Raw genomic sequence first — 24704 nt, forward strand, 5'->3', positions numbered from 1 at the left:
ACCCTCATTTCAGGTGATTTATATGGACGACTGGAAAGACCTCGATTACGACGAGATAAAGGAACTGCTCTCCAGGGGCCAGGGCAGGGGCATCCTGACCCACGACGAGATAAGCGAGTCCCTGCAGGGCCTCAACCTGACCGCGGAGCAGATGGATCACCTCTATATGCTCCTCGATGAGCTGAACGTTGAGGTAGTGGACGGGCCTACGGATGAAAGCCTCCAGGACCTCGAGGACGAAGAGGATAAGGATGCCTCCCGCCTGGATAGCCTGGAGAGGGAACTGGAGCTGGCCGGGAAAACCCCCACCAACGATCCGGTGCGCATGTACCTCAAGGAGATAGGGAAGGTCCCCCTGCTCACCGCCCAGGAGGAGGTGGAGCTGGCCAAGAAGATCGAGGAGGGCGAGAAGGCCTCCGCCAGGCTGCGGGAGATGGGGGACAAGCTGAGCCGCGAGGAGAAGCGGGCCCTACAGCGTAAGGAGAGGGAGGGTCAGGAGGCCAAGCGCAAGCTGGTGGAGGCCAACCTACGGCTGGTGGTCTCCATCGCCAAGCGCTACGTGGGAAGGGGGATGCTCTTCCTGGACCTCATCCAGGAGGGGAACCTGGGCCTCATCAGGGCGGTGGAGAAGTTCGACTTCCGCAAGGGCTACAAGTTCTCCACCTACGCCACTTGGTGGATAAGGCAGGCCATCACCCGGGCTATCGCCGACCAGGCCCGCACCATCCGCATCCCCGTGCACATGGTGGAGACCATTAACAAGCTCATCCGGGTACAGCGGCAGCTTCTCCAGGAGCTGGGCAGGGAGCCTACGCCGGAGGAGATCGCCGAGCGCATGGAGCTCACCCCGGAGAAGGTGCGGGAGATCATCAAGGTCTCCCAGGAGCCGGTGTCCCTGGAGACTCCCATAGGTGAGGAGGAGGATTCCCACCTGGGCGATTTCATCGAGGATTCCGATGCCGTGGTACCCGCGGACGCCGCCTCCTTCATCCTCCTCCAGGAGCAGCTGGAGGACGTCCTCAACTCCCTGAGCGAGCGGGAGAGAGAGGTCATCAAGCTGCGCTTCGGCCTGGTGGACGGGCACCCGCGCACCCTGGAGGAGGTGGGCCGCGAGTTCGGGGTCACCCGGGAACGCATCCGCCAGATCGAGTCTAAGACCCTGGCCAAGCTCCGCCACCCCACCCGTTCGGCCAAGCTCCGCGACTTCCTCGAATAAAGGGGTCAGGTCTTGAATTTTGATACCCCGGGGGGTATAAACTTAACCTTGCCGGTTTTCCAAGTAAGCTCCGTGGCGGAACCGGTTATCCTTCCCCCGAAAAGGGATTTTCCTGTTTTTCGCGTCCTCCGCCGGCGCCGGGGTGCACGGCGAGGGGGCGGTCAGGTTAGGAGGAAGTCTGCTTCGGTCAGCGGACAATCTCCAGGACGGTCACCTGAGGCGGAGCGTAGTTGGAGACGAACAGGCACTCGCCCCTGGAGTCCACGCACAGTCCTATGGGCTTGGAAGTGGGGTAGGTGAATATCTGGCGGCGGGCCGCCAGGTCCACGCATCCCACCGTCCCGTCCTCGTAATTGCAGACGAAGAGGTATTTTCCGTCCGGGGTGATGTCCAGGGTACGGGCTGCCCTGCCCACCTTGATGGTGGCGGTGATGGTCCCCGCCTCGCGATCCACCACGGTGACCGTCCCCGGAACGTTGTTGCTCACGTAGAGGGATTTTCCGTCCGGCGAGGGTACAACGTGACGCGGGTTCTGGCCGCAGGGTATCTGACGAGTAACCACGTGGCCACCGGCCACGTCCACCTCCGCCAGGGTGTCACCTCCCATGATGCACACGTAAGCCTTGTCCCCCTGAGGGGAAAAGCACATGCCCCGGGGGGTGGCGTACAACGGGATGTCCTTCACCCTCGTCCTCGACCGCGCGTCGATCACCGTTACCGTGTTGGAGTTCCAGTTGGCTACATAAACCCAGGCGCCGTCGGGACTCACCGCCACCTCCTTGGGGATGCTCCCGGTGTCCACCTCTCCTGCCAGGGCCCCCGATTCGGTGTCCACCAGGACCACGCTGGCCGAGTTGTACAGGGAGACCCAGGCCCACCTTCCGTCGGGGGAGAAGTCCGCCTCCACCGGTTCGTCGGGAAGGACCACGGTCAGCAGTCTAGCGTAGGTCCGGGCGTCGAAGATGAAGTTCTTGTGCGCGTAGAGGTCGTTTACGAATATCCGGTTTCCGCCGGGCATGAGCTCCACCGATTTCGGGCCCGCTTCCACCCGCAGCACGGTCAGGAGGCGCAGCCCGGTGATCTGTCCGGTGACATAAAATGGTATCTCTGCCTGCGTCCCTTCTTCGGCCCGCTCCGGCGGAACGGCCTGGCTGTTGTCGCCGGCGGGGCCCGCGGCGCGGCAGCCCGCGATCCCGCAGATCAGGAGGGGGAGCAGCGATCCGTATACTAATATTTTCCATACAAAATGCGAGCCGGTCATGGCCTCGTCCTCCCATCGACCCACTTTTCCTGGTGGGCCATCTCCGCCCCCGGGGACCTTGCGAGCGTTTTCAGGAGTTATCCCGGCCTCGTAGTCGGTTATGGATTGCTTCGAGTATCCTTGAGGGCATGTCTCCACCAGGCTACCGCTGCTCTCCTCGTTCCTCTATCTGTTCCCTTACCGGTTCCCTCACCATGCCCGCGCGGTCGCTTTTCGAAAACACATCTCGGGTTTCTCTTCCTCACCCCGCTTGGCGGCTCCCGTGGCAGGATACATACGGCGGAACAAAGACCCCCTTCTCTTTCAGCCTTCCGGTTACATATACCCATGGCTTCCGTCCTCTGGTGTACGCTTCCAATTTCATTTTTCGGCCTGAGGGCCAAAAAGCCCTTTTCGGCTTGGCAGGTGGGTGCTGCAGTCTCCGGGCCATGCCACCGCTGACACAATATCCCCTGTAGAACCCCCTCCCATCCCGGAGCGACGCGATCCCCTTCACCACTGTGGATCGAACCGGTCCGGCGCGTCTCATATCCTGAGCCAGCCGGGGACTATGAGGAAGGCGTATCGCAGGGCGAAGGGTGCGTAAAGGGGATACAGGCCGAAACCTGCACGGCTTACCACCTTGAGGCCCCATGGGAAAGTGGCTTCGATGAGGCGGCGGTTAAGGTAGCTCATCCTCCAAAAACGGTTTACCCTTCGGAATTCCCGGTAGGCCGCCTCGGGATCGTCCACGGCCAGGGCCGCTATCCTCCCGGTCACCAGGGCCCCGTGCACGCCGAAGAGGAGGACCGGGTCCTGTGCCCCCGCCAGCGTCCCCGCCAGTATGAACCGGTCGTGGAAGAGGCGCGGATTGGAAAAAGATCCCATAGGCAGCACGCCCATGTCCAGCTCGTGCCATTCCGGAAACTCGAGGCCCTCGTCACGGGCCAACCTCTCCGGGAACCAGCGCTTGGCCTCCGCGCCGAGGGGTCGCTTGCGCTGGAAGAGGAGGGCCCCGGCGACCCCGTGGATGGTGGAGAAGAAGGCATAGTCCCAAGTGTATTCATCCATATACAGTATGACCCTGGGGCCCCGGTAGTCCTCGGCCACCATCCCCTGGCCGAACAGGCCGTAGACGGGAACGAAGGGTATTTCCAAGACCTGGAAGGCATCCCGGAAGAGGCCGGTGGCCAGGATGCTGCGGGGTGGCAGGTCCTCGAAGTCCCGGCGCGTCTTTACGGGGTGATTGAATTCGAAGTGCACCCCCTCCTCCACGGCGATGCGGTAAAGGTACATGTCCAGGGAGGCTGAGCGGGATCCCCTCTCCACCAAGTAAGCGGGAACGTTGGAGGGAAACCGGGTATCATAGCGCTTCCCGAAGCTGTAAATGCGGGTTCCTTCCAGGGGTTCGCAGACGGGAGAGATGTCTATGCCCGTGTAATCCCGTATCCTTCCCAGGTCCATCGGGGTTCCGTCGGCCATCACGTAGGTAAGTTCGCCGGTGGGCATGTCCCGCGCCGGCCCCCCTACCCCGTCACGGCGCTCCAGCACCCTTACCTCGTAACCTCGCCGCCTGAGGTTGATGGCCGCTGTGAGTCCGGCCAGTCCCGCTCCGACCACGATCTTCTCGCCCATGGGTCCTCCTCCCCCTCGGGCCCCTCCCAGGGCGTGCCCGGCGACGAGCTCCCTCGCCGGCACCGCGGAGCACAACCCATTTTATGATACCCTCTTTCCGCTGTTCCACCCGCGCGAAAAGACAATGATCCGCCTCGTACCCTTGAGGTTTGGACGAGACTCGGGAAAAAGGAAATATTTTCTATGGCTCGATCCGGGAACCATGGTACCTCTCCGCGTACCCGTGGCCATCGAGTAGGACGCCTTGCCCGACCCTGGGAACGCCGTGCCCCACCTTATGGATGCGGAACCCATGCGGGTGATCCTTACCCTGTGGAAGGGCACATTTTCCAGCCCTGAAGGGGGAACCGCCCCGAGTACCCGTGGCCATCGGGTAGGACGCCTTGCCCGACCCTGGAGACGGGGAACTCGTATGCCTGCCCCTTGTCATCGTGCATAAGGTGCTATATTCTTTTACCGACATGATGTCGGAAAAGAGGGAGGTGATCCGGATGGGAGGAAGTGGAAAGCAGGGTATCTCCCGCTGCTCGAGTGGAGGAGATCGGCCTGGCCCGCTGCTCATGCCGCTGCGCTTCGCGGCGTTCGCCTTTGCCGCCGCGGAGGCCGTGCGCGGGATGGTGGGCGAGAGGAAATTCCGCCACCTGCTGGCCTGGCTCGGCGGGTGGGCCCTTTTCCTCACCTGGCCGCGTTACCTGATCTGTTCGCGGTGCGAGGGATACGGCGAGATGTGCCGATCCTATTATTTGGGGAAATACACATCCCTGCTCTATCCCCGCGTGGAGGGGAAGTCGGTGGGAAAGCTGGGGCTCGCGCTGGAGATCCTCAGCCTGTCCGCCATTTTCTGGGTCCCGGCCCTGGCCCTGCGGAAGAATAGGAAGAAACTGGCAAGATACCTGGCCCTGATGCAGGCGGTGCTCCTGGGCCAGTTCTTCCACGCCTGCCGCTGGTGTGGAACCCATGACCAGCAGGAGTGGAAGAAGGTCTGCCCGGCTTACCGCTTCTGGAGGCCGAGGGCCTCCTCGTGCGGAGCTTTCGGCGGCTGAGTCGTTCCCGGTTGATTTCAAGGCGGATGCTTAACGGTTAAGGCGGGTGATTTCAGGATTGAAGACATGCGGTAAACCAGGTAAGGATTTGTCTATGTGACCGGCAAGTGATATTTTTTCCCCTTGACATTCCCGATTCCGGTCCGAAAGTGATTAGGGAGGAACGGTAGGGAAGGTTTTGTGAAGGGCATCGTTTATGCCCACCGGCTTTGCACGCCTATAGGCCCAAGGGGAAAGTGGAAAGGATGTTATGAAGATGAAAGCGTGCCCAAATTGCGGCTTGCTCAACACCGAGGGAGCGAATTTCTGCTCCGGCTGCGGTTACCGCCTTTCGGACGTCATGCCCCCTGGAACGACGCACCCGGCGTTCCAGGTAGCGGAGGGTGCCTACCCGCGATACGCGGGGTTCTGGATCCGCTTCGCCGCTGCCATCGTCGACGGCTTGGTCCTCTCGGTCGCCTTCCTTCCGGTGAACCTCCTCTTTTGGGCGGTCAACGAAAACATCCATTTCTGGGGCTCCTGGGACTTCAGCCGGGGGGTCAGCTCGGGCCTGCTCTTCCTTTTCAACGTGATCCGGACCCTTATAGGCTGGGCCTATTACACCTATCTCACCGGCCGCTACGGAGCCACCCTGGGCAAGAAGCTGCTGGGCCTGAGGGTGGTGGGCGAGGACCTGCAGCCGGTCACTTACGGGACGGCGGTGGTCAGGGAGATACCGGGCAAGCTCCTCTCCGCCCTGGCCTGCATGCTGGGCTACATCTGGGCGGGCTTCGACGGGCGTAAACAGGCTTGGCACGACAAGATCGCGAGAACCCTGGTCATTTACGGCTGAGAACGGACCGTCGACCGGGGCAGGGGGCCAGGAAGAACACGTGCCGATGCGGAAGATGTTGGCATAAAGAAAAAGAGCGCGCGGTTGATAACTGCCTTTCTTCCTGCCGCCTCGACATCCACTCCCCCTAAGCATCGGAGCGGGCCCGCAATGGTTTAAACTGCCTTTCTTCCTGCCGCCTCGGCGCAGGCCCTCCGCAACGTGTGCATAACGCATGGGCATGGAGATATCCGGTTGGGAAAAGGAGATGTCCCCCGGTCCCTTGGCGTGCGTCGTTAGAGGTCCCGAGGTGGTGGATGTGATAACATTTTATCGTCCGGGTTATCGTCCGGGAAGGCGGCGAGCGGGTCGGCGGCAAGGGTGGAAGAACCCCAGAGGAGGGAGAAAGCGGCCCAGGAGGTCGGACAATGATCTGTAACGGCTGTGGAGCCGAGAACAGCGATGACGCCCGCTTCTGTGTGAAATGCGGGAGGGACTTATCCGCCGTGGTGGCGGCCAGCGGTGAAAACGCCGGGAAGGAGGATTTCCAGGCTGCGGGTTATCCGACCTCCGGCGAGAGCAGCGAGCCCGATTCCGGGTCGAAGGAAACCCTTCCCCGTCCTCCCTCCGCCGGGTACCAGCCGGCAATTTCCCACGCTCAACCGTACTACATTCCTTATTCCATGCCCCGTACTGATGGCCTTTGCGTCGCCGGGATGGTGCTGGGCATCATCGGTCTGGTTCTCTTTTGGGTCCCCGTCTTCGCCATCATCTGCGGCATCCTGGGGATCGTCCTGGGGTCCATCGGGATAAAGAACGTGCAGAACGAGCCGCAGCTCAAGACGGGTCAGGGAATGGGGGTGGCCGGGCTGGTCACCGGGATCCTGGCTTTCCTGGGGGGAATAGTGATGTTCATCCTCTACGCCTCCCTCGCCACGTGGTGACCGGCTACCTTTTTCCGGTTCCCGACCTGAAGGATGTCCTCGGCCTTGATTCAAGGTTATTGCAGCTAAGCTTTCCATTCTTGCCGCGGCTTGGAGATTTTCCAAGATGCCCTCGGTCCGGGCCGATTCTTAACGCGGTAACCTTAAATTTCCCATCCGGGGCCGCTCAAGGGATTTTCACGGCGGTTCTCCCCGTCGATTTACCACCCCTTGAGGTGAGTCATCGACCCACCTCGCCCCTTTCCACCAGCCAGGCGTAGGCGGAGAGGGCGGCCTTGGCTCCCTCGCCGGCGGCGATGATGATCTGCTTCTCCAGGACGGTGGTCACGTCCCCGGCGGCGAAGAGCCCCGGCAGGCTGGTGCGGTTGTTGGCGTCGATGACGATCTCCCCCGCGGGGTTGAGCTCCACTTCGGGAGGGAGGTATGCGGTGCTGGGCACGCTACCTATCTCGATGAAAACCCCCTGTACCTCGAGGGACTCTTCCCTTCCCCCGCTCGAGAACTCTATCCCCTCCACGAAGGTGGTCCCACGGATGGCCAGCACCCGGGACGAGGTGCGCACCTCCACCTTCGGGGAGTCCAGCACCTGCCGCCTGCGTATCTCGTCCCCGTCGAGGGTGGGTTCGATGGTAAGGACGTGTACCATGTCGGCGATCTGCGCCAGCTGGAGGGCGGCGTCCAGGGCGGAGTTCCCCCCTCCCACCACGGCCACCCTTCGGCCGCGGAACAGGGGGGCGTCGCAGGTGGCGCAGTAGGCCACTCCCCGCCCGCGGAACTCATCCTCTCCCGGCACCCCCAGCTTGCGCGGAACCTTGCCCGAAGCGGCTATGGCTGCCTTGGAATAATATTCCTCCCCCTTGTCCGTGGCCACCCTGAAACGTCCCTTCTCCCTGCAGAGGGAGACGACCGTCCTGCCCTCCAGGAGCTGTACCTTGAAGTTCTCCAGGTGGTCGCGGAAGCGCTCCACCAGCTCCGCCCCGCTGATGAGCTGGTATCCAAGGTAGTTCTCCACCTCCCAGGACCAGGCCGCCTGCCCTCCCACGTTGCTGGAGATGACCAGGGTGTCCAGCATCTTGCGGGCGCAGTACACCCCGGCGGAAAGGCCGGCGGGTCCGGCCCCGATGATGATCACGTCGTGAAGCTCCATGCCTCCGCTAAAACGGGGAGATCGAGCAGGAAGTCGATCCCGCTGTTACCACCCGACAACCGACCCGGCATCCGGGAGCTCGCGCTTAGCGCCCTTTCGGCACGGGTTCCACAAGATACCCGCACCTGCATCTCCCGCTCCTTGCATGTATCACTACTACCTTAAAAGAGGGATCTACGAGAGGTATGGCACCTGGACCTTCCGCCCCCGTATGCCTCAACGGTTTTCCGCCACCGGTTCCTCCAGGTTCTCGCTGGGTTCTTCCGCCATCCCGGCCCGCGAGCTGAACTTTTCCAACAGCGAACGGAAAACGTCCCCCTCCAAGGTTTCCTTCTCCAGCAGTATCTCCGCGATGCCCTCCAGGGCCCGGCGGTTCTCGGAAAGCAGCCCCCTTACCCGCTCGTAATTGGAGGTCACGATGTCCTTGACCTCCTGGTCGATGAGTTCCGCGGTGGCCTCGCTGTAGTTGGCCTCCTTGCCGTAGGAAAACTCTCCCAGGAGAAGGCGTGCTCCCCGCTCCAGCCCCAGGGCGACGGGTCCCAGCTTATCGCTCATTCCGTAATCCTCCACCATCTTGCGGGCCAAGATGGTAGCTTTTTCCAGGTCATTCTGGGCCCCGGTGGAAACTTCTCCGAAGACAATCTCCTCCGCCGCCCGGCCGGCCAGGAGAACTCCCAGGCGGTCTTCCAGCTCCGGGCGGGTCATGATGTAGCGGTCCTCCTCGGGGAGCTGCATGGTCATGCCCAGGGAGCCTATTCCCCGGGGGATGACGGTTATGCGGTGGACGGGATCGGCGTGCTCCAGCAGGGAAGCGGCCAAGGCGTGGCCCACCTCGTGGAAGGCCACCACCCGGCGTTCCCGCTCGCTCATCACCCGGCTCTTCAGCTCCAGGCCTCCGATGACCCGGTCGATGGCCTCCTCGAATTCCTGCTGGTTGACGGCCTTCTTGTTCTTGCGTGCGGCTAAAAGAGCGGCTTCGTTGACCACGTTGGCCAGCTCCGCCCCCGCGAAGCCGGGGGTGCGCGCGGCGATTTTCTTGAGGTCCACATCCGGGCCCAGCTTCACCCGGCGGGCGTGCACCTTGAGTATCTCCTCCCGTCCCTTGATGTCCGGGCGGTCGATCATTATCTGCCGGTCGAAGCGCCCGGGCCGCAGGATGGCGGGGTCCAGGACCTCGGGACGGTTGGTGGCGGCCAGGATGATGACCCCCGTCTGGGGGTCGAAGCCGTCCATCTCCGAGAGCAGCTGGTTGAGGGTCTGCTCGCGTTCTTCCGTTCCCCCGCTGGCCATGATGCCGCCCCGCACCTTGCCGATGGTGTCTATCTCGTCGATGAACACGATGCAGGGAGCCTTGGACTTGGCCTGCTCGAAGAGGTCCCGGACCCGGGCCGCGCCCACCCCGACGAACATCTCCATGAACTGGGAACCGCTTATGGAGAAGAAGGGGACGTCGGCCTCCCCGGCCACGGCGCGGGCCAGGAGGGTCTTCCCCGTCCCCGGCGGCCCCACCAGCAGGACCCCCTTGGGGATGCGGGCCCCGATGCTGCGGTACTTCTGGGGGTGGCGGAGGAAGTCGATGATCTCCCGCAGCTCCTCCTTGGCCTCGTCCAGCCCGGCCACGTCGTCGAAGGTTACCCGGTCCACGCTGCGGTCGTAGAGCTTAACCTTGGACTGGCCGAAGGACATGGGGCTGACCCCGCCCACCCGCCGTGCGAGGCGCCGGAAGACGAAGAACCAGATGAAGGCGATGAGCCCCAGGGGGAGCACCCAGGTGAGCAGGAAGTCCCTCCAGAAGGTGTTCTCCACCCTTCCCGAGAAGTCCACGCCCTTTTCCTCCAGCAGGGCCACCAGATCCTTGATGTCCGTGTCCGGTATGCGGGTGGCGACGAAGTTGCTCTCCCCCTCCTGGGTCTTGAGGGTGCCCTCGATATGGGTGTCGGTGATGACCACCTTGCTTACCTCACCGGCATTCAGGTGGCCCAGGAATTCGCTGTAGCTTATCTCCGTAGGCTGGAAAGGTTTGGCAAACTGTATGCTGAGGATAATGCCCAGGGCCAGCAGGCCGTAGACCAAGTACAGCCAGAGCTTTTTCTTTCTGCTCTCGTCCATGATAACATTATACCCGCTCCGGTGGGGCGGCACCTGACGCGTGCATGCGAAAACAGTCTCCCGCGGATTGCGGCGAAGGGCTCGAACCGAAGGTTGGCGGAAGCCTCAAGACCTCGCGCGTCTGCCCGGAAGGGATCGCACTTCCTCCATGGAGAGTACCCCGCCCTGGATGCCCAGCTTTATCACTATAAGCCTGGCATCCGTTCCGGAATCTTCCAGGGCCTGCCGGGCGATATTGGCCAGACCGAAGCAGCATGGGACCTCCATGTGCACCACGGTTATCTCCTGGATCTCGTTTTCGGCGATGATGGCCGCCAGCTTCTCTCGGTAGAACGAAGCGTCGTCCAACTTAGGGCAGCCCACCAGGAGGACCTTGCCCTCCAGCAGTTCCCGGTGGAATTCCGGGAAGGCGAAGGCCGTGCAGTCCGCGGCCAGAAGGAGGTGGGCCCCCTTCAGATAGGGCGCAGTGACGGGCAAAAGCCTGAGCTGGACGGGCCAGTTGCGCAGCCGCGAGGCTATCCTCGGACCGCCGGCCTCCCCGCTTCCTTCCTCTTCCGCGGGAGACTTCAGCTCTCGGACCACGGTTCCGGGGCAGCCGCAGGGGAGGTTGTCCCCGCCGCCCTCCCCCTCATCCGCGCGGGGAGCACCGCTTTCACGCCCCGGAAACCCCCTCGCCTTCCCGGTGTCTGGCCCGTCAGGGTGCCCGGATGGCGCTCCGGCTCCCGCCCGGTTCTCGCCGAGGTGCCGGCGCACCGCCTGCTCGTCGAAGGGAGCCGCCTCCCGCTCCAGGATGGTGATGGCCCCCTGGGGGCACTCCCCCAGGCAGGCGCCCAGCCCGTCGCAGTAGGATTCGCTTACCAGCCGGGCCTTGCCGTCGATGATGGCGATGGCCCCCTCGGCGCAGGCGTCCACGCACAGCCCGCAGCCGTCGCACTTCTCCCCGTCGATATGCACTATCTTGCGCAGCATGATACATCACTCCTTGTGCTTCCGCGCCTGCCTGCCGGGTCCGGCATCCGCAACGTCGGCTTTCCCCTTACGGTTTCGCGTGCCTTTTCTCGCGGGCCCTTCGCCTTCGGGAATGCTCCCGCCGTCCACCCCGTCGCGGGTCCCGGGAGGGCTCCCCACCCCTGACGGGGCGTTCTTGCGTTGTGCCCTCAGCATCGCGCCCGCCGAACCCAGGTCGGTCTCCCGCAGGTAGCTCTCGAACTGGCTGTCCACCGCTCCCAGGAGTCCCGCCAGGACGCAGGACCGTCCCAGGCACGAATCGCGGCCCAGGAGGCATGTGGTGGGGGAGAAGGGCCCTTCCAGGCTCTCGTAGATGTCCATGAGGGTTATCTCGCTGCCCTCGCGGCTCAACCTGAAGCCGCCTCGCGGCCCGCGGGAGGACTCCAGTACCCCGGCCCGGACAAGTCGCTGCATGACCTTGGCCAGGTGGGCCTCCGAGACCCCCAGGTAACGGGCGATCTCGCGGGTGGAGGCCTTGCCCCCCTCGCGGCCGGCCAGGTAGCAGGCGGCGTGCAGGCCCAGGGTGAAAGCCTCCGAGAATCTCAGCGTCCCGTTCATGACCACCACCTCGAGCGCCTTCTCGACTTGCGCGACATCTCAAATAAAAAGGTATTATGGTACCAAAATACCAAAATAATCGAACGGCGTCAAGTCCCCGTCCCGGGTCCCGGTCCCCGTTCCGGACCATGCCGCTCGCACTCGTTCTCCGCAGGTCCTTCATCGAACCCCATGCCCGGGATCAGCTATCTACTTCGCGGCCGGGTTATTTTTTCGAGCACCTGGAAATAATGGTAGGTGCGGGAGGGCGGCATGCACCGAATCGCCGGAATACGAGGCGGACGCGCTGCCAGGATTTCCCGCGAAAGCGGAGATTGCAGCTGAACCGTGGAAAAAGGAGGAGAGAAGATGCTTTCGGAGATCCCCAAGGACCTCGGCCGCATGAGCGGAAAGGAGCTGGACCGGGAGATCTGTCGCGTGGGCATGATCGCCGAGCTGGACGCCGTGAACCTCTACGAGCAGCTGGCGGCCATGACCGAGAACCAGCTTATCAAGAAGGTTCTCCTGGACATCGCCAGGGAGGAAAAGACCCACGTGGGCGAGTTCCAGACCCTCCTCCTCATGGAGGACGAGGAGCAGGCCAAGGAGCTGGAGGAGGGCCGCGAGGAGGTCGAGGAACTCAAGGGCTGAGTAGAACCTCGACCGCTGGCGTTGAGACGGCATCCAGGAAAGCCGGTAAGGTTCGCGGCCGAAGTGGGATAGAAATGAGGGCAAAGGCCGTAGGATCCGAACCGGTAAAAGGAACCGCACTCTACGGAGAAAGTGTGGGAGGTCTGGAAGCCGGATTTCTGAGGTGAACGATTATCCTGGGCTGTAAGAAAATAGGCCGCCCCGTAGCTATGCGGAGCGGCCTTTCCCGTTACCGGCTCAGGCGGATTTCCACAGCCCGTGGAGGTTGCAGTATTCGCGGGCGGTGATTCCCTCCCTGGGCACGGTGAACTTGCCCTCGGGAGCGATTCCCGGCTTGAGGAAGATGCGATAGCTCATGTCGCCCACCACGACCTGGACCCACTCGATGTAGTGTTCCTCGGTCATGGGATGGGCCACCTCGCCCACCTTCACCAGCACGCCGTCGTCCGTGACCTCCACCACGGGGACGTGCTTCTCCACCGCCGCGTCCACGGTGTTCTCCACCTGCAGGGCCATGGGCTGTCCGCAGCACACCAGCTCGCCCTGGCCGGCGTGCAGGACCTCCACGATGTTCCCGCAGACCTCACACTTGTAGACCTGAAGCCTCTCGGTCATCTCCTACCTCCCTCGGACGCGATGTTTCCTTTACTTTCCCGCTCTTCCGTCGTTTTTCCGGCGCGGCCCCCTCAGAAGGCCACGAACTTGTCCCGGGAGGCCCCGCAGATGGGGCACTTGTCGGGTGCGTCTCCTTCCCGCGTATGCCCGCAAACGCTGCATATCTGGATGGTCCCTATCTTCACGTCCTCGCCCCGATCCACCGCCTCCTTGGCCTTCTTGTACCACTCCGCGTGGATCTTCTCCGCCTCCAGGGCGTAGTGGGTGCTGCGTACCGCTCCTTCCTCGTCCTGCAGCTTGGCCGCCGCGTTGAAGACGGGATACATCTCGTTGATCTCATAGGTCTCGCCGTTGATGCAGGTCTGGATGTTGTCCGAGGCCGCCTTCAGTCCGCCCAGGACCTGCAGGTGGTTGCCGGCGTGCACCTTCTCGGCGAAGGCGATGGCCCGGAACATCCTGGCCAGCTCGGTGAGACCGTCGGCCTCCGCCCGGTCCGCGAAGAGCTGGTATTTCATGTGGGCCATGCTTTCCCCGGCGAAGGCCTCGTTGAGGAACTTCTCCGTCATCTCACGCATGCTACTCCCTCCTTTCCATCTCTACCTTGATCAGTACTTGAAGGCCGGCGGTTGCCCTTGTCCAGGTGGACACCCGCCAAGGGTTACCTCCCTCGAATTTATAAGGGACGGCACCCCGGAATTCATAAGATATGATTCCCTCGTGGTAACCGGGTAAACATGCCCTTCGTAAACCGTTATGATGTGTATCAAGCTTGAAACGGATGGGTATGGGCCTCGAAATTAACCCTTATCCATGGGCAGTAGCGTCGGAACCCGGAAGCAGCAGGCCGGCATCAGTCGTGTCGCCCCGAGGTTATAAGGCAGGGGCGTGGCTCAAGATCGCTGTCCGGCTTCCGGGTTATCGCACCGAAGCCGGTGAGGCCGTTACGGTTTCCTTGCCATGCGTCGCATGAGATCCCTGTCCGGCTTCCGGATCATCGCGGGTCCGGGAAGGGTATGCTATACGGTGAAATGATCCCGCAAGACGGGCGCTTCCGCCTGGAGGGGCCGGAGGACTGAAGGGAAAGCCGGGAAAAGCGCACCGTAAGGGGAGGAAGGATGGCCGGCAAGCTGTACGGGCCTTCGGATATTTTACGAAAGCACCTCGAGGGGCGGAGCCTGGGAGACCTGTCACTCGAGGCACGCGACTTTCGCCGCGGCAGGACGGACCGTGAGACGTATTTCAACCTCTATCTCCGGAAGGGTGATGCAACCTCTCGAAGACCCGTGGTCCAGGGCCTCTTTTTCATGGGCCGCGGCGAATACATCAAGCCCTGGATGGAATTCAGGTACGACCCCGTGGCCTCTTTTCCGGGGGATGACGACCTCGACCTCGAGGAGTACGGACTTACCGGAGAGCTCATCGGCCTGCTGGGGAGCATGATCCCGCCGGGGGGTTCGCTCATGGTCATCTACGGGGCGGAGCCCCATCCCCTGGCCAGGGAGACGGAAAGGGGCCTGAAGAGAAACTTCCCCCCCATGGCCACCCCCCTGGGTCTTTATCTCTGGAAGGCGGGCTTCCGATGGTTCAAGGACTGGTATTTCCCCGAAGGGTGGTTGGAAGGGGCCATGAAGCTGCAGGCCACCCGCCCGCTGGACGAGGAGATCCGCGCCCGCAGGGAATACGAGGCCCGCCGCATGCTGGAGAAGTTCGTCGCCGGGGAAAACAGGCGTGGCAACCCCGATCCGGAAGAAGCCCGGGCCCTTTCCCGCGCGGAGGAGATATTGGCCGGCCTTGAATAACGGAAATTGCTGCCCCGCTCATTCCCGGCCCCGTCTTCCGAGGAGCATTTCCTTGAGCGTGGCGTTGAAGACCGGAAGGTCGTCCGGCACTCGGGAGGTGATGATGTTCCCGTCCACCACCACCTCCCGGTCCACGAACCTGGCGCCCGCCGCCTCCATTTCCTCCTTGATCTTGGGATACCCGGTCATGGTGAGTCCCTTCACCAGGCCTGCCGCGGCCAGCAACTGTCCCCCGTGGCAGATGGCCGCCACCGGTTTTCCGGTGGCGGCGAAGCGGGCCACGAAGTCCACGGCGGCGGGGAATCTCCGCAGGTGGGCGGGAGACCTTCCTCCGGGTATCACCAGGGCGTCGAAGTCCTCCGGCGAGACCTCCTCCAAGGTCCTCTCCACCTCGATGACCGCGCCGTGGAGGCCCCTTATCTCCCCGGTCTCCGGTCCTATGGTGATGACCCCGGCCCCCTCCCGGCGCAGGAATTCAATGGGCACCGTTCCCTCCTGGTCCTGGAACCCCTTTCCAATCAACACGGCTACCCTTTTCTTTTCCAGGTCCATCCCCTCACCTCGCTTTCTCTCCCGGGGCGGGTCCCGGCGTCCAGGCCGGGATCATCCAGGCCTTACCAGCCCACCCCCTGACGCCCGGTGGTGTGCGGCGGGAGCGCGTTCCCCGTGCGTTCGCCCCGTTCCCTCGCGCCGGACCTAAAGGCATTACGTTGCACGGTAACGCGGAGGATCTTTCTATGGGCCCACGGACAGGTAGTGCATGCCCAGCAGCCTTGTTCCCCGCTCCGCGAGGTTGGCGGCCGCGCCGGAATCGAGGTGGGCGCAATGCGGATCGAAGGGTTCCTCCACCAGGCGCGGCGGGAATCAAGTCACGTCCACCAGCCCGTCGATGCGTGGCACCAGGCTGTCCATGAAGGAGGTGTCGGCCACGATCAGTTCGATGGCCCCGTGCGGGCACACCTCCACGCAGTGTCCGCAACCGCGGCATTCCTTGCCTATTACCGCCCGGTCGCCTTCCATGCGGATAGCCTGGACAAAGCAACCCTTCTTCACGCAGGTCCCGCACCCCTCGCATCTATCGGTGACCCTGACCTCCACCCCGGGCATGCGGTGCACCTTGGAGCTGATCTTCTCGGAGAGTGCGGGTATCATCCTCCACAGGCAGCAGCACGGACAGCAGCTGCAGATGGTTAGCAGGCGGGTTCCCGGCCTCACGTTCAGCCACACCGTGTCAAGCTTGTTTCGCCCGATGAGCTGGAAGAGCCCGGCCTCGCGGCAGCGGCGCACGTGTTCCAGGGCCTCCTCCCGGCTCACCCTCCTGCCCAGCCTGGGATTTATTCCCATGGCCGCTTCCCCGAGGAACAGGCACCCCAGGTCAATGGGGTAGTCCCGGCAGCCGGAGGCCTCCCGGCAGATGCAGGTGTTCATTATCCAGTGGTAGTTGGCCTTCTCCACGAAATATTCCACAACCCGCGTGGGAAGGACCACGTTTTCCCCGCCGGCCACCTCCCGGTCGACCCTGACCACGCGGTCCTTGGGCAGGTAGACGATGTCGTCTCCGCCAAAGAGCCAGCGGTCGAGGAACGCTCCGACCAGGGGCACCCTAGTCAGCCTGGCCAGGGTGAAGCGCTGCGGAAAGGTCTTCTTCACCAGGTTCACGAACCACACTGGACTGGCCACCTTTCTCCCTCCCTCGTCTCGGGTCAGGCCCACTTCAATGGACAGCGGCTTGGTTGATGAGATGAGCCAGGTAACCGGCTCCGAAGCCGTTGTCGATGTTCACCACCGCCACGCCGGGAGCGCAGGAATTGAGCATGGTAAGGAGGGCCGAGAGTCCGCCGAAGCTGGCCCCATAACCCACGGAGGTGGGGACGGCGATGACTGGGCAGCTCACCAGACCCCCCACGATACTGGCCAGGGCGCCCTCCATCCCCGCCACCACTACCACCACGTTGGCGCCCCGGAATATGTCGGTGCGGGAGAGCAGCCGGTGGATTCCGGCCACTCCAACGTCAAAAAGGCGCTCCACGCGGTTGCCGGATATCTCCGCCACCAGGGCCGCCTCCTCGGCCACCGGGATGTCCGCCGTGCCACCGGTGACCACCACCACCTTGCCCACTAGCGGCCTCTCCTCCCGCCGCACGACGATGACACGGGCTAGGGGATGGTATTCCGCTTCTGGCAGGCACTCCTTCACCTCCCGGTAGGCCTCCTCCGAGGCCCGGGTGAGGAGTATGTTCCCGGTGCTCCTCTCCGCGAGGGAACGGGCGATGGGGCCCACGGTTCCCGGCGGCTTTCCCTCGCAGTAGACCACCTCGGGGAGGTCCTTGCGCAGTTCGCGGTGTTGGTCCAAGTTAGCGAAGCCCAGGTCGGTCACGGGTTCGAGGGCTATCCTGGCCGCGGCTTCCTCGGCGTCCACCCGGCCCTCGCGTACCCCCTGGAGGATTTCCAGCAGCTCTTCCCTTCGCATTTCACTCTTTCCTTCGTGCCCTAAGTATATCACGGTCCCGAACCAAGTACGCTTCCCCGCCCGCTGCGTACCATATATTACCATCAGGACAGCTTTTCCCGGGATTCCGGAAACCCGAATGATGTCTTTTTCTCGTCATCGGTTCAAACAATAAAGTTTCCACGCCCGCTTTAGACCATGCGGAACAACAGAAAATCTTTCCCCGGACATATCGAAAACCCGAAGGATATCTTTTTCTCGGCGCTTGATATTGGACGTGAACCACTGGATTTAAGGAACGATCTTCGGGTGCGATGGGGGCTTCCTCTTTGCGTCCTCGAGGGAATGCCCGGGTGGACGACAATTTCCGCCGGGCAGGAATAAGGGTACCTCTCGATGAAATATGAGAGCGGGAAGGAGTTACCGGCCATCCATTTTAAGTTGAGGAGTCGCAGAGCCCGGCGGTCGTCTACGCAGCGGGCCAGGCTCCCGGCCGGGTTGGGATGGAGGCCTTAAGCCGGCGATTTCGACGCTGAGGTGGGAGTGAGTATGAAGTTCAGATCATGCAGAAAGGAAAGGCTCACGGCTGCCCTCCTGCTGGCCCTCCCCCTCCTTTTCATACTGGGCCCGGTCGCTTCCGTAGGTTCCGGAACGCTGGTCCCGGGCGGCTGGGAGAGGCTGGCTTCGCGGGGACTGGATTTCCAGGCCGATACCTCGGCCGGTGTCATGGCCCAGTATGCTGGTAAAATATACCTGGGAACCAACAATTCCAACGGTTGCCGGGTGTGGTCGTATGACGGCCTGACCTGGTACCAGGAGGTGGGGGGGGACGAGCCGGGCACCCCCACCGGTCCGGGGTTCGGCCTGGCCTCGAACACCAACGTCTCGGCCATGGCGGTATTCGAATCCCGGCTTTACGTCTCCGTGCGCAACGCGACGCAGGGATGCAGCATCTGGTCGTTCGACGGCGAATCCTGGGCCCAGGTGGTGGGACAGGGCGCGCCGGGCACCCCCACCGCTCCCGGCTTCGGGGAGGCGGCGAACATCGATGTGCCGGCCATGGCCGTCTTCGGCGGCCGGCTCTACGTGGGGACCTATAACGAAGGGGGATGCCAGGTCTGGCAGTATGACGGCAAGGCCTGGTTGAGGGTGGCCGGCGGCGGTTTCGGCGACCCCCGAAACTATGGGGCCACCTCCATGGCCGTATATTACGGCCGGCTCTACGTGGGCACCTACAACAACGACTACTCCTCCGGGTGCCAGGTCTGGTCCTACGACGGCCGCTCCTGGACCCAAGTGGTGGGACAGGGCGCGCCGGGCACCCCCACAGCTCCAGGCTTCGGAAACCCGAACAACCGCAAGGCCTCCTCCATGACCGTCTACGACGCCGGCCTTTACGTGGGGACCTATGATTCCTCGGGAGGCAACGGCTGCGAGGTCTGGTCCTACGACGGGGCCAACTGGACCAGGGTGGCGGATGCCGGTTTCGGGGACGCCGGAAACCTGGGCGCGGTATCCATGGCCGCCGGCGGCGTGGACCTCTACGTGGGGACTTACAACGACGCCTCGGGATGCCAGGTCTGGCGCTTCGACGGTGCGAACTGGGGCCGGGAAGCGGTGAACGGATTCGGGTATCCGGACAACACCTCCGCGGCCTCCCTGCTTTTGCGCGGGGAGGAGCTACTGGCCGGGACCCAGAATCTTGAGGGGTTCGAGGTCTGGAGTACCCGCGCCGTCCAGGTCCTCTATTTCGCCGAGGGTTATACCGGGGAGAATTTCGATGAATACCTGTGCCTGGGCAACCCACACGCCGTTCCCGTGCGCACCGCGGTGACCTACCTTTTCCCGGACGGCACCAGCCTTTCCCGGAAGGTGCTGGTCCCCGCCGAATCGCGCATGACCATTCACGTCAACCTGGACGTGGGATCGGACCGTGAGGTGTCCGTCAAGCTGGAATCAGACGGAGACATCACGGCCGAAAGGCCCATGTATTTCACCTACGGGGGGAAGTGGTCGGGAGGCCATATAACCATGGGGATGGAGGAGACCTCCACCGCGTGGTATTTCGCCGAGGGCTATACGGGGGAGGGCTTCGAGGAGTGGATATGCGTCCTCAACCCCCTGGAGAACGATGCCGTGATTTCCTTTTATTTCCAGACCCAGGAAGCGGGGGTGGTGGAGAAGGTGGGATACAAGGTCCCGGCGGGTTCCAGGCGCAGCTTCTTCGTCAACGACATACTCGGACCCGGGTACCAGCATTCCCTGAAGCTCGTCTCCGATTCCCCGGTGGTGGCAGAACGTCCCATGTATTTCGACTACCTGGGGACAGGAGAGCATCATTGGCAGGGAGGGCACTGTGTCAGAGGAGCCACCTCCCTTTCGCAGGGCTATTATTTCGCCGAGGGGACCACGCGCCAGGGTTTCGAGGAGTGGTTGACCATCCAGAACCCCAACCCCTTCAACATCCTGGTTTACGCTTCCTTCCAACCGGGCCCGGAACAGGGAACGGTGGTGGAGAGGTCCTACATAGTGCGCGCCGGTAAACGTTACACCGTCTACGTCCCCGGGGAGGTGGGCAGGGACAAGGACGTGTCCGTGGTCCTGGTGTCCACGGCCTATTTCCTGGCCGAGCGGCCCATATACTTCAACTACGCGGGCTGGTCGGGCGGGGACTGCGTGATGGGTTCCACCGCGGCGGGGAGGGACTGGTTCCTGGCCGAAGGCTACACCGGACCGGGCTTCCACACCTGGTTATGCCTGCAGAATCCGGGAAGCGAAGACGCCCAGGTGGCGGTGTATTACTTTACCCAGGAGGTGGGGGCCCTGCCTCCGCGAACCTTCGTCCTGCCTCCCAGGACCCGGCAGACTATTTTCGTGAACCACGACGCAGGGGAAGGATACCAGCTGTCCATGAGGGTCCGGTCGGATTCCCCCATCGTGGTGGAGCGGCCCGTATATTTCGATTACGGTGGAGTGCGGGGAGGCCACAGCCTTCCGGGGAGGTGACGACGGGTAGCGCAAACTCCCGGCCAACGCACAGGAGGCCGAAGCCGACCTTCACACCTTCGCGGTCCCCTAAGTACCTTGAGCTCTCCGCCGGTTCGGAAGGAAGTGAACCTGTACCTTCTCGAGAACCCGACATGGAGAGGGCGCCGGCCCGACGCCCTCTTATCTCCTTTTCGACTGCCGCCCTCTTACCAGTTGTATCCGGACCTGCGCTCCGGCTTGGGACGGGCCTCGTTGACCCGGAGTACCCGTCCCTCGAATTCCTTGTTGTCCAGGCCGGCTATGGCCGCCCTGGCCTCCTCGTCGTTGGGCATCTCCACGAAACCGAACCCGCGGGAGCGTCCCGTCTGGCGGTCGATGATGATGCTCACCGTGTCCACCACTCCGTACGCTTCGAAGAGGTTCCGAAGGGAATCCTCAGTCGAACCGTAGCTCAGGTTTCCGACGTAGATGTTCACCGTCTCCTCACAACTCCTTTCTCCGCCTTCCCCGCACCGGCCATAAAAAAATCGCGGGGAAGATGCCCCCTCCAGCAGGCATCGCCCATATTTTAATGAAAAGTGGGATATAAAGCAAAGGTATGTAAAGAAAGGTCTGTTGCATGTGGAGAAAGGAGTCCGGAGAGGCGGGCAGACCCGGACAACGTCATTGCGAGGAGGCGCGATAGCGCCGACGAAGCAATCCCATAGGGGAATCCGGAGGAGATCGCTTCGCCGCTCCGCTCCTCGCGATGACGTTGTTAGACCGGAGGAGATCGCTTCGCTTACGCTCGTGATGACAATGAAAGAAGCATCGCGATGACAATAAAAGTGCTCGCGATGACATTTCACTCGAGCGAGGTCGCCTCGCTGTACCCTCCCGATGTTGAAACCGGTGGCGCTTGCGGTGAAAGTGAGTCGCGACAACCTCGCCCATTCTTGTCTTGTCTATATGGAAGTAAATCCATCCGCCCAGCAAGGCGGACAGTTATTTCTGCGCCTGGGGTAAGACTTAGGCGAGGAACCACACCTTACCGGAAATCGCCGAGCTTCTTATGAAAATCCACCGGACGTTCAAGTTTCTCCACCGGCTTGCTGGTATCGTGGAAACAGCTCCCCGGCTTTTCGCTCTCCTTTACCTTGGAATATATTACCTCCTTCAGGAAGGCGAGAGCCGCGTCACGATCGTTGTCCATGACGATGCGCTCCAGCTCCATGCGCTCCCTCTCGCCGAAGGAAATTCCCCAGGTCCTCACGGTCTCCTACCTCCAAGTCGCATCCGCCCGTGCTTTCGTCCCGCTCCCTTAGCCTCCTCTGCGTTAACACTGTTCCTTATCCTCTTCCTCCGTTAACACCTGCAAATAATCATATATCCCGCATCAGGATTTTTTCCATGATCTCGGTTCCGCCTCCGCGTTCGGATATGACCCCCGGCTTCGGAAAAGCCGCCGGTTGTCCTCATCGGTCCCCCGGGATGGCCACGGGTTGGAAGCCCACACGGTGCTTGTCCTCCGCCCGTACTTCGAGTTCCCCATCCCCAAAGGCTCCCCTCCACGTTTTTGGCTCGTCCGATTCAAGAGAAAGGTTAATGAGTTTTATGTACCTGCCCCCAGAGGCCCCGCTGCACTGTGTTACCTTGCGGGCGAGGTCTCCACGGACCCTCCCTGGTGAGCGACTGGGAAGGCCATCGCTTCCTTTCCTCCATTCCGCGCCTCTCAGATCATCCCCTTGGAGGCCAGGAAGTCGCGCACCATCGCCGCCTGTTCCGGGGTCAGCTGGGGGAGGGGGCTCTTGACCGTCGGGTTTATGGGATGCCCCATCAAGCGCAGGGCCTCCTTCTGCATGGCATGAGGGGTGGGAGAGGAGGCCAGGAGCGGCGCGTAAGTATAGACCTCGTTCTGAAGGACCTCCGCCTTTTCGTGGTCCCCGCTCTGGCAGGCCTCGTAGAGGTCCAGGACCAGGCGGGGGACGAAGTTGGGCAGCGGACATATAGCCCCGCACGCACCCCTTTCCATGGTGGCCATGAGGTTGAAGGACATGCCGGTGAAGACGCAGAAGTCCTCGCCCGCCGCCTTCACGAGCTCGCCCACCTCCTCCACGTCGAAGATGGTCTCCTTGGCCCCCACCACGGAGGGAATCTCGGCGGCGATGCGGGCGATGGACTGCGGCGAGAGGGCCAGTCCGGTATGGGTTGGGAAATTATAGTAGAGGATGGGCAAGCGTGTGCCCTCGGCCAGTCGGCGGTAGAAATCGAGCACCTCCTCCTCGTCCAGGGGATAAAAGCGGTGCAGGGCCACCAGGAGCCCGTCCGCTCCCGAGCCCTCGGCGTACCGTGCCATGTCCAGCGCCGGATCCACTCCCCTGGAGTTTATGCCCACGATGACCGGCACGCGGCCCGCGCAGGCCTCTACCACCGCGTCCACGGCGTTCTTTCTATTGCGGTGGTCAATGTAGGGGCATTCCCCGTTGCTTCCCAGGACCACCAGCCCGTGCACCCCGGACTTCACCAGGTATTCGGTCATGTGGCGCATGGCGCGGAAGTCGATCTCCCCATGATCGTCGAAGGCGGTGAGCATCACCGTGAAAATGCCCTCAAACCTTTTCAACTCGCACCTCCTTCCCGCGTCCTGCCCTACTTTCATAAAAGTATGGAAAGGGGGCAACAACCTCTTCCCGCCCCCTTCGACCCGCACCCCCCTGCCGCCTCCCGCCCTTCTTTTCCGTCCGCGACGAGAAAGGGATGAAATCGGAATCCCATCCTTCCCCATCATGGCTTCTTTTTCCACCCTTCATCAGGAATGATATCATTTCTGATGAAGCTCGCGACCGGTCAGGGAGGCGGAGGGTAAGCATGGAAGACATTCCCTGGTGGAAAAGGGCGGTCATCTACCAGGTGGCAGTCCCCAGCTTCAGGGACTCCGACGGCGACGGATACGGAGACCTCCGGGGGCTCCTGGAGAAGCTGGATTATCTCAACGACGGTACTCTGCGTTCGCTGGGAGTGGATGCGGTGTGGCTTACCCCCATTTTCGACTCTCCCTGGGCGGATTTCGGTTACGACGTGCGGGATTATTACACCATCCATCCCCGCTTGGGTGACCTGGATCTCTTCCGGGAACTCCTGGAGCAATGCCACCGCCGTGGGATTAAGGTCATCCTGGACATGGTGCTCAACCACACCTCGGAGGAGCATCCCTGGTTCGTGGAATCTCGTTCCTCCAGGGACAACCCGAAGCGGGACTGGTACATATGGCGTGACGGGCGGGCGCCGGGAAAGCCGCCCAACCGCTGGCGGGCGGTGGTGGAGGGCAGCGCCTGGGAATGGGACGAAAGGACGGGTCAATATTACTACCACGCCTTCCTGTCTCAGCAGCCGGACCTCAACTGGCGAAACCCCGAGGTGAAGGAGGAGATGTTCCGGGTATGCCGCTACTGGCTGGACCGCGGGGTGGACGGTTTCCGCCTGGACCTCATCAACTTCCTCTTCGAGGACGAGCTCCTGCGCGACAATCCCCGCAAGCTCGGCCTGCGCCCCTATGACTGGCAGGTGCACCTCTACGACCGCTCCCGGCCGGAGAGCCTGGAGGTGGTGCGGGAGCTGAGGCGCATGCTTGACGGCTATCCCGAACGCATGATGATGGGGGAGGTGTATACCGACCGACCGGAAGACGCGGTGGCCCTACTAGGGGATGGCTCGGATGCCCTGCACCTGTCCTTCTACCTGGACTTCGCCATGAGGAGGTGGAGGGCGGGAGGTTTCCAGGACTCCGTTCTCTGGCTGGAGCGGCATGTCCCGCCCGGTGCCTGGCCCTGCTATTACCTATCCAACCATGACCTGGTGCGGCACTACACCAGGCTGGGAAGAGGGGGAGACGCCGAGGCGCGGGCCAGGGTGGCCGCGGCCATGCTCCTCACTCTGCGCGGTACCCCCATCCTTTATTACGGCGAGGAGATAGGCATGCCTCAGAGCCGCATCCCCCGCCCGTATATCAGGGATCCCATTGGGAAGAAGTTCTGGCCCCTTCCCGTGGGTAGGGACGGGGCGCGCACACCCATGCATTGGAGCGGGAGCAGGAACGCGGGCTTTACGGACGGGGAACCCTGGCTTCCCCTCCACCCCTCTTTCAAATGGAAAAACGTGGAATCCCAGGATGGGGACCCCGCTTCCCTCCTCAACTGGTACCGCCGGCTGATCCGGCTCCGCCGCGAGAATCTTGCCCTCACCGCCGGCGGTTTTATTCCCATCCGCAACGTTCCCGGAACGGTTTTCGCCTACCTGCGCGAACGCGGGGATCGAGCGGTCGCCGTGTTCCTCAACTTCTCTTCCCGTTCCCTCGCCTTTCGGGTGCCCGGGGAGGTATCCTCGCGCGGGACCGCCTGGAGGGCGCTCCTATCCACCCACCGGGAGGAGGGAGAACCGCTCCGGCCCGCCGGCCGCCTGGAACTGGCGGGGTACGAGGCGTTGCTGGCCCTCCCGGATTCCTGACCTCACCGCGCCTTGAAATCCCGCACCGTA

General features: G+C 62.7%; 22 protein-coding genes. 8 read left to right on the forward strand and 14 right to left on the reverse strand.

Annotation, left to right across the window (positions count from 1 at the left end):
* Positions 1 to 22: 22 nt before the first annotated feature.
* Positions 23 to 1216 carry an RNA polymerase sigma factor RpoD gene (gene rpoD, locus QME84_06380; protein MDI6873893.1) on the forward strand — a complete coding sequence of 398 codons (1194 nt, stop codon included), beginning with the start codon at positions 23 to 25 and terminating at the stop codon, positions 1214 to 1216.
* Between the two features lie 187 nt (positions 1217 to 1403).
* Here rpoD and QME84_06385 read toward each other — a convergent pair whose 3' ends face one another.
* Both QME84_06385 and QME84_06390 read right to left on the reverse strand, forming a co-directional pair.
* The gene (locus tag QME84_06385; protein MDI6873894.1) at positions 1404 to 2477 is read right to left on the reverse strand and encodes a beta-propeller fold lactonase family protein; all 1074 of its coding nucleotides are present in this window, start codon (positions 2475 to 2477) and stop codon (positions 1404 to 1406) included.
* 525 nt (positions 2478 to 3002) lie between these two features.
* A complete protein-coding gene (locus tag QME84_06390) occupies positions 3003 to 4091 on the reverse strand; it encodes an NAD(P)-binding protein (GenBank protein MDI6873895.1) in 1089 nt (362 codons plus the stop codon).
* A 491-nt stretch (positions 4092 to 4582) separates the two neighbouring features.
* Between QME84_06390 and QME84_06395 the strand changes: the two genes are divergently transcribed.
* From QME84_06395 to QME84_06405, 3 genes are all read left to right on the forward strand, one after another.
* Positions 4583 to 5134: a hypothetical protein gene (locus QME84_06395; protein MDI6873896.1), complete on the forward strand. Its 552-nt coding sequence runs from the start codon at positions 4583 to 4585 to the stop codon at positions 5132 to 5134.
* 256 nt (positions 5135 to 5390) lie between these two features.
* Positions 5391 to 5966 (forward strand): RDD family protein, encoded by a 576-nt coding sequence (locus tag QME84_06400; protein MDI6873897.1) that lies wholly within the window; start codon positions 5391 to 5393, stop codon positions 5964 to 5966.
* Positions 5967 to 6373: 407 nt separating this feature from the next.
* On the forward strand, positions 6374 to 6889 hold the full coding sequence (locus QME84_06405; protein MDI6873898.1) for a zinc ribbon domain-containing protein: 516 nt from the start codon (positions 6374 to 6376) through the stop codon (positions 6887 to 6889).
* A gap of 220 nt (positions 6890 to 7109) precedes the next feature.
* Here the strand turns inward: QME84_06405 and QME84_06410 are convergent, their stop codons facing one another.
* From QME84_06410 to QME84_06425, 4 genes are all read right to left on the reverse strand, one after another.
* Complete coding sequence (locus QME84_06410) at positions 7110 to 8036, reverse strand: FAD-dependent oxidoreductase (protein ID MDI6873899.1); 927 nt, start codon at positions 8034 to 8036, stop codon at positions 7110 to 7112.
* Positions 8037 to 8252: 216 nt separating this feature from the next.
* On the reverse strand, positions 8253 to 10145 hold the full coding sequence (gene ftsH, locus QME84_06415) for an ATP-dependent zinc metalloprotease FtsH (GenBank protein MDI6873900.1): 1893 nt from the start codon (positions 10143 to 10145) through the stop codon (positions 8253 to 8255).
* Between the two features lie 105 nt (positions 10146 to 10250).
* Complete coding sequence (locus QME84_06420) at positions 10251 to 11114, reverse strand: 4Fe-4S binding protein (protein MDI6873901.1); 864 nt, start codon at positions 11112 to 11114, stop codon at positions 10251 to 10253.
* A gap of 6 nt (positions 11115 to 11120) precedes the next feature.
* Positions 11121 to 11711, reverse strand: a complete 591-nt coding sequence (locus QME84_06425) for an Rrf2 family transcriptional regulator (GenBank protein ID MDI6873902.1) — start codon at positions 11709 to 11711, stop codon at positions 11121 to 11123.
* Positions 11712 to 12059: 348 nt separating this feature from the next.
* Here QME84_06425 and QME84_06430 point away from each other — a divergent pair, with 348 nt between their 5' ends.
* The gene (locus tag QME84_06430) at positions 12060 to 12341 is read left to right on the forward strand and encodes a ferritin family protein (protein MDI6873903.1); all 282 of its coding nucleotides are present in this window, start codon (positions 12060 to 12062) and stop codon (positions 12339 to 12341) included.
* Positions 12342 to 12578: 237 nt separating this feature from the next.
* On the opposite strand, the gene QME84_06435 is transcribed toward QME84_06430, so the two are convergent.
* Together QME84_06435 and QME84_06440 are read right to left on the reverse strand one after the other, a co-directional pair.
* A complete protein-coding gene (locus tag QME84_06435; GenBank protein MDI6873904.1) occupies positions 12579 to 12956 on the reverse strand; it encodes a desulfoferrodoxin in 378 nt (125 codons plus the stop codon).
* A 71-nt stretch (positions 12957 to 13027) separates the two neighbouring features.
* The gene (locus QME84_06440; protein ID MDI6873905.1) at positions 13028 to 13531 is read right to left on the reverse strand and encodes a rubrerythrin family protein; all 504 of its coding nucleotides are present in this window, start codon (positions 13529 to 13531) and stop codon (positions 13028 to 13030) included.
* A gap of 540 nt (positions 13532 to 14071) precedes the next feature.
* On the opposite strand from QME84_06440, the gene QME84_06445 reads away from it, so the two are divergent.
* Positions 14072 to 14755, forward strand: a complete 684-nt coding sequence (locus tag QME84_06445) for a DUF1122 family protein (protein ID MDI6873906.1) — start codon at positions 14072 to 14074, stop codon at positions 14753 to 14755.
* 18 nt (positions 14756 to 14773) lie between these two features.
* Here the strand turns inward: QME84_06445 and QME84_06450 are convergent, their stop codons facing one another.
* The 3 genes from QME84_06450 to larB form a co-directional block, all read right to left on the reverse strand.
* Complete coding sequence (locus tag QME84_06450; GenBank protein MDI6873907.1) at positions 14774 to 15307, reverse strand: type 1 glutamine amidotransferase domain-containing protein; 534 nt, start codon at positions 15305 to 15307, stop codon at positions 14774 to 14776.
* Between the two features lie 312 nt (positions 15308 to 15619).
* On the reverse strand, positions 15620 to 16435 hold the full coding sequence (locus QME84_06455; GenBank protein MDI6873908.1) for a 4Fe-4S binding protein: 816 nt from the start codon (positions 16433 to 16435) through the stop codon (positions 15620 to 15622).
* 34 nt (positions 16436 to 16469) lie between these two features.
* Positions 16470 to 17225, reverse strand: coding sequence for a nickel pincer cofactor biosynthesis protein LarB (gene larB, locus QME84_06460; GenBank protein ID MDI6873909.1), 756 nt, complete (start codon positions 17223 to 17225; stop codon positions 16470 to 16472).
* A gap of 528 nt (positions 17226 to 17753) precedes the next feature.
* Between larB and QME84_06465 the strand changes: the two genes are divergently transcribed.
* Positions 17754 to 20210 carry a hypothetical protein gene (locus QME84_06465; GenBank protein ID MDI6873910.1) on the forward strand — a complete coding sequence of 819 codons (2457 nt, stop codon included), beginning with the start codon at positions 17754 to 17756 and terminating at the stop codon, positions 20208 to 20210.
* A gap of 188 nt (positions 20211 to 20398) precedes the next feature.
* Here QME84_06465 and QME84_06470 read toward each other — a convergent pair whose 3' ends face one another.
* From QME84_06470 to QME84_06480, 3 genes are all read right to left on the reverse strand, one after another.
* Positions 20399 to 20668, reverse strand: coding sequence for an RNA-binding protein (locus QME84_06470; GenBank protein ID MDI6873911.1), 270 nt, complete (start codon positions 20666 to 20668; stop codon positions 20399 to 20401).
* Positions 20669 to 21219: 551 nt separating this feature from the next.
* Entirely contained in the window at positions 21220 to 21444 is a 225-nt protein-coding gene (locus tag QME84_06475; GenBank protein ID MDI6873912.1) for a hypothetical protein, read from the reverse strand.
* 459 nt (positions 21445 to 21903) lie between these two features.
* Positions 21904 to 22794, reverse strand: a complete 891-nt coding sequence (locus QME84_06480) for a dihydrodipicolinate synthase family protein (protein MDI6873913.1) — start codon at positions 22792 to 22794, stop codon at positions 21904 to 21906.
* A gap of 245 nt (positions 22795 to 23039) precedes the next feature.
* Between QME84_06480 and QME84_06485 the strand changes: the two genes are divergently transcribed.
* Positions 23040 to 24674 carry an alpha-amylase family glycosyl hydrolase gene (locus QME84_06485; protein ID MDI6873914.1) on the forward strand — a complete coding sequence of 545 codons (1635 nt, stop codon included), beginning with the start codon at positions 23040 to 23042 and terminating at the stop codon, positions 24672 to 24674.
* Positions 24675 to 24704 lie beyond the last annotated feature (30 nt).

Source organism: Actinomycetota bacterium (genome assembly GCA_030019255.1).
Lineage (GTDB): Bacteria > Actinomycetota > Geothermincolia > Geothermincolales > RBG-13-55-18 > Solincola_A.

Bases quoted from the DNA above. Each gene is read 5' to 3' on its own strand.
- QME84_06430 (MDI6873903.1), top strand. From the start codon at position 12,060: ATGCTTTCGGAGATCCCCAAGGACCTCGGCCGCATGAGCGGAAAGGAG.
- QME84_06485 (MDI6873914.1), top strand. From the start codon at position 23,040: ATGGAAGACATTCCCTGGTGGAAAAGGGCGGTCATCTACCAGGTGGCA.
- QME84_06395 (MDI6873896.1), top strand. From the start codon at position 4,583: ATGGGAGGAAGTGGAAAGCAGGGTATCTCCCGCTGCTCGAGTGGAGGA.
- QME84_06405 (MDI6873898.1), top strand. From the start codon at position 6,374: ATGATCTGTAACGGCTGTGGAGCCGAGAACAGCGATGACGCCCGCTTC.
- QME84_06385 (MDI6873894.1), bottom strand. From the start codon at position 2,477: ATGACCGGCTCGCATTTTGTATGGAAAATATTAGTATACGGATCGCTG.
- QME84_06435 (MDI6873904.1), bottom strand. From the start codon at position 12,956: ATGACCGAGAGGCTTCAGGTCTACAAGTGTGAGGTCTGCGGGAACATC.
- QME84_06445 (MDI6873906.1), top strand. From the start codon at position 14,072: ATGGCCGGCAAGCTGTACGGGCCTTCGGATATTTTACGAAAGCACCTC.
- QME84_06400 (MDI6873897.1), top strand. From the start codon at position 5,391: ATGAAAGCGTGCCCAAATTGCGGCTTGCTCAACACCGAGGGAGCGAAT.
- QME84_06420 (MDI6873901.1), bottom strand. From the start codon at position 11,114: ATGCTGCGCAAGATAGTGCATATCGACGGGGAGAAGTGCGACGGCTGC.
- rpoD (MDI6873893.1), top strand. From the start codon at position 23: ATGGACGACTGGAAAGACCTCGATTACGACGAGATAAAGGAACTGCTC.
- larB (MDI6873909.1), bottom strand. From the start codon at position 17,225: ATGCGAAGGGAAGAGCTGCTGGAAATCCTCCAGGGGGTACGCGAGGGC.
- QME84_06425 (MDI6873902.1), bottom strand. From the start codon at position 11,711: ATGAACGGGACGCTGAGATTCTCGGAGGCTTTCACCCTGGGCCTGCAC.
- ftsH (MDI6873900.1), bottom strand. From the start codon at position 10,145: ATGGACGAGAGCAGAAAGAAAAAGCTCTGGCTGTACTTGGTCTACGGC.
- QME84_06440 (MDI6873905.1), bottom strand. From the start codon at position 13,531: ATGCGTGAGATGACGGAGAAGTTCCTCAACGAGGCCTTCGCCGGGGAA.
- QME84_06390 (MDI6873895.1), bottom strand. From the start codon at position 4,091: ATGGGCGAGAAGATCGTGGTCGGAGCGGGACTGGCCGGACTCACAGCG.
- QME84_06450 (MDI6873907.1), bottom strand. From the start codon at position 15,307: ATGGACCTGGAAAAGAAAAGGGTAGCCGTGTTGATTGGAAAGGGGTTC.
- QME84_06410 (MDI6873899.1), bottom strand. From the start codon at position 8,036: ATGGAGCTTCACGACGTGATCATCATCGGGGCCGGACCCGCCGGCCTT.
- QME84_06465 (MDI6873910.1), top strand. From the start codon at position 17,754: ATGAAGTTCAGATCATGCAGAAAGGAAAGGCTCACGGCTGCCCTCCTG.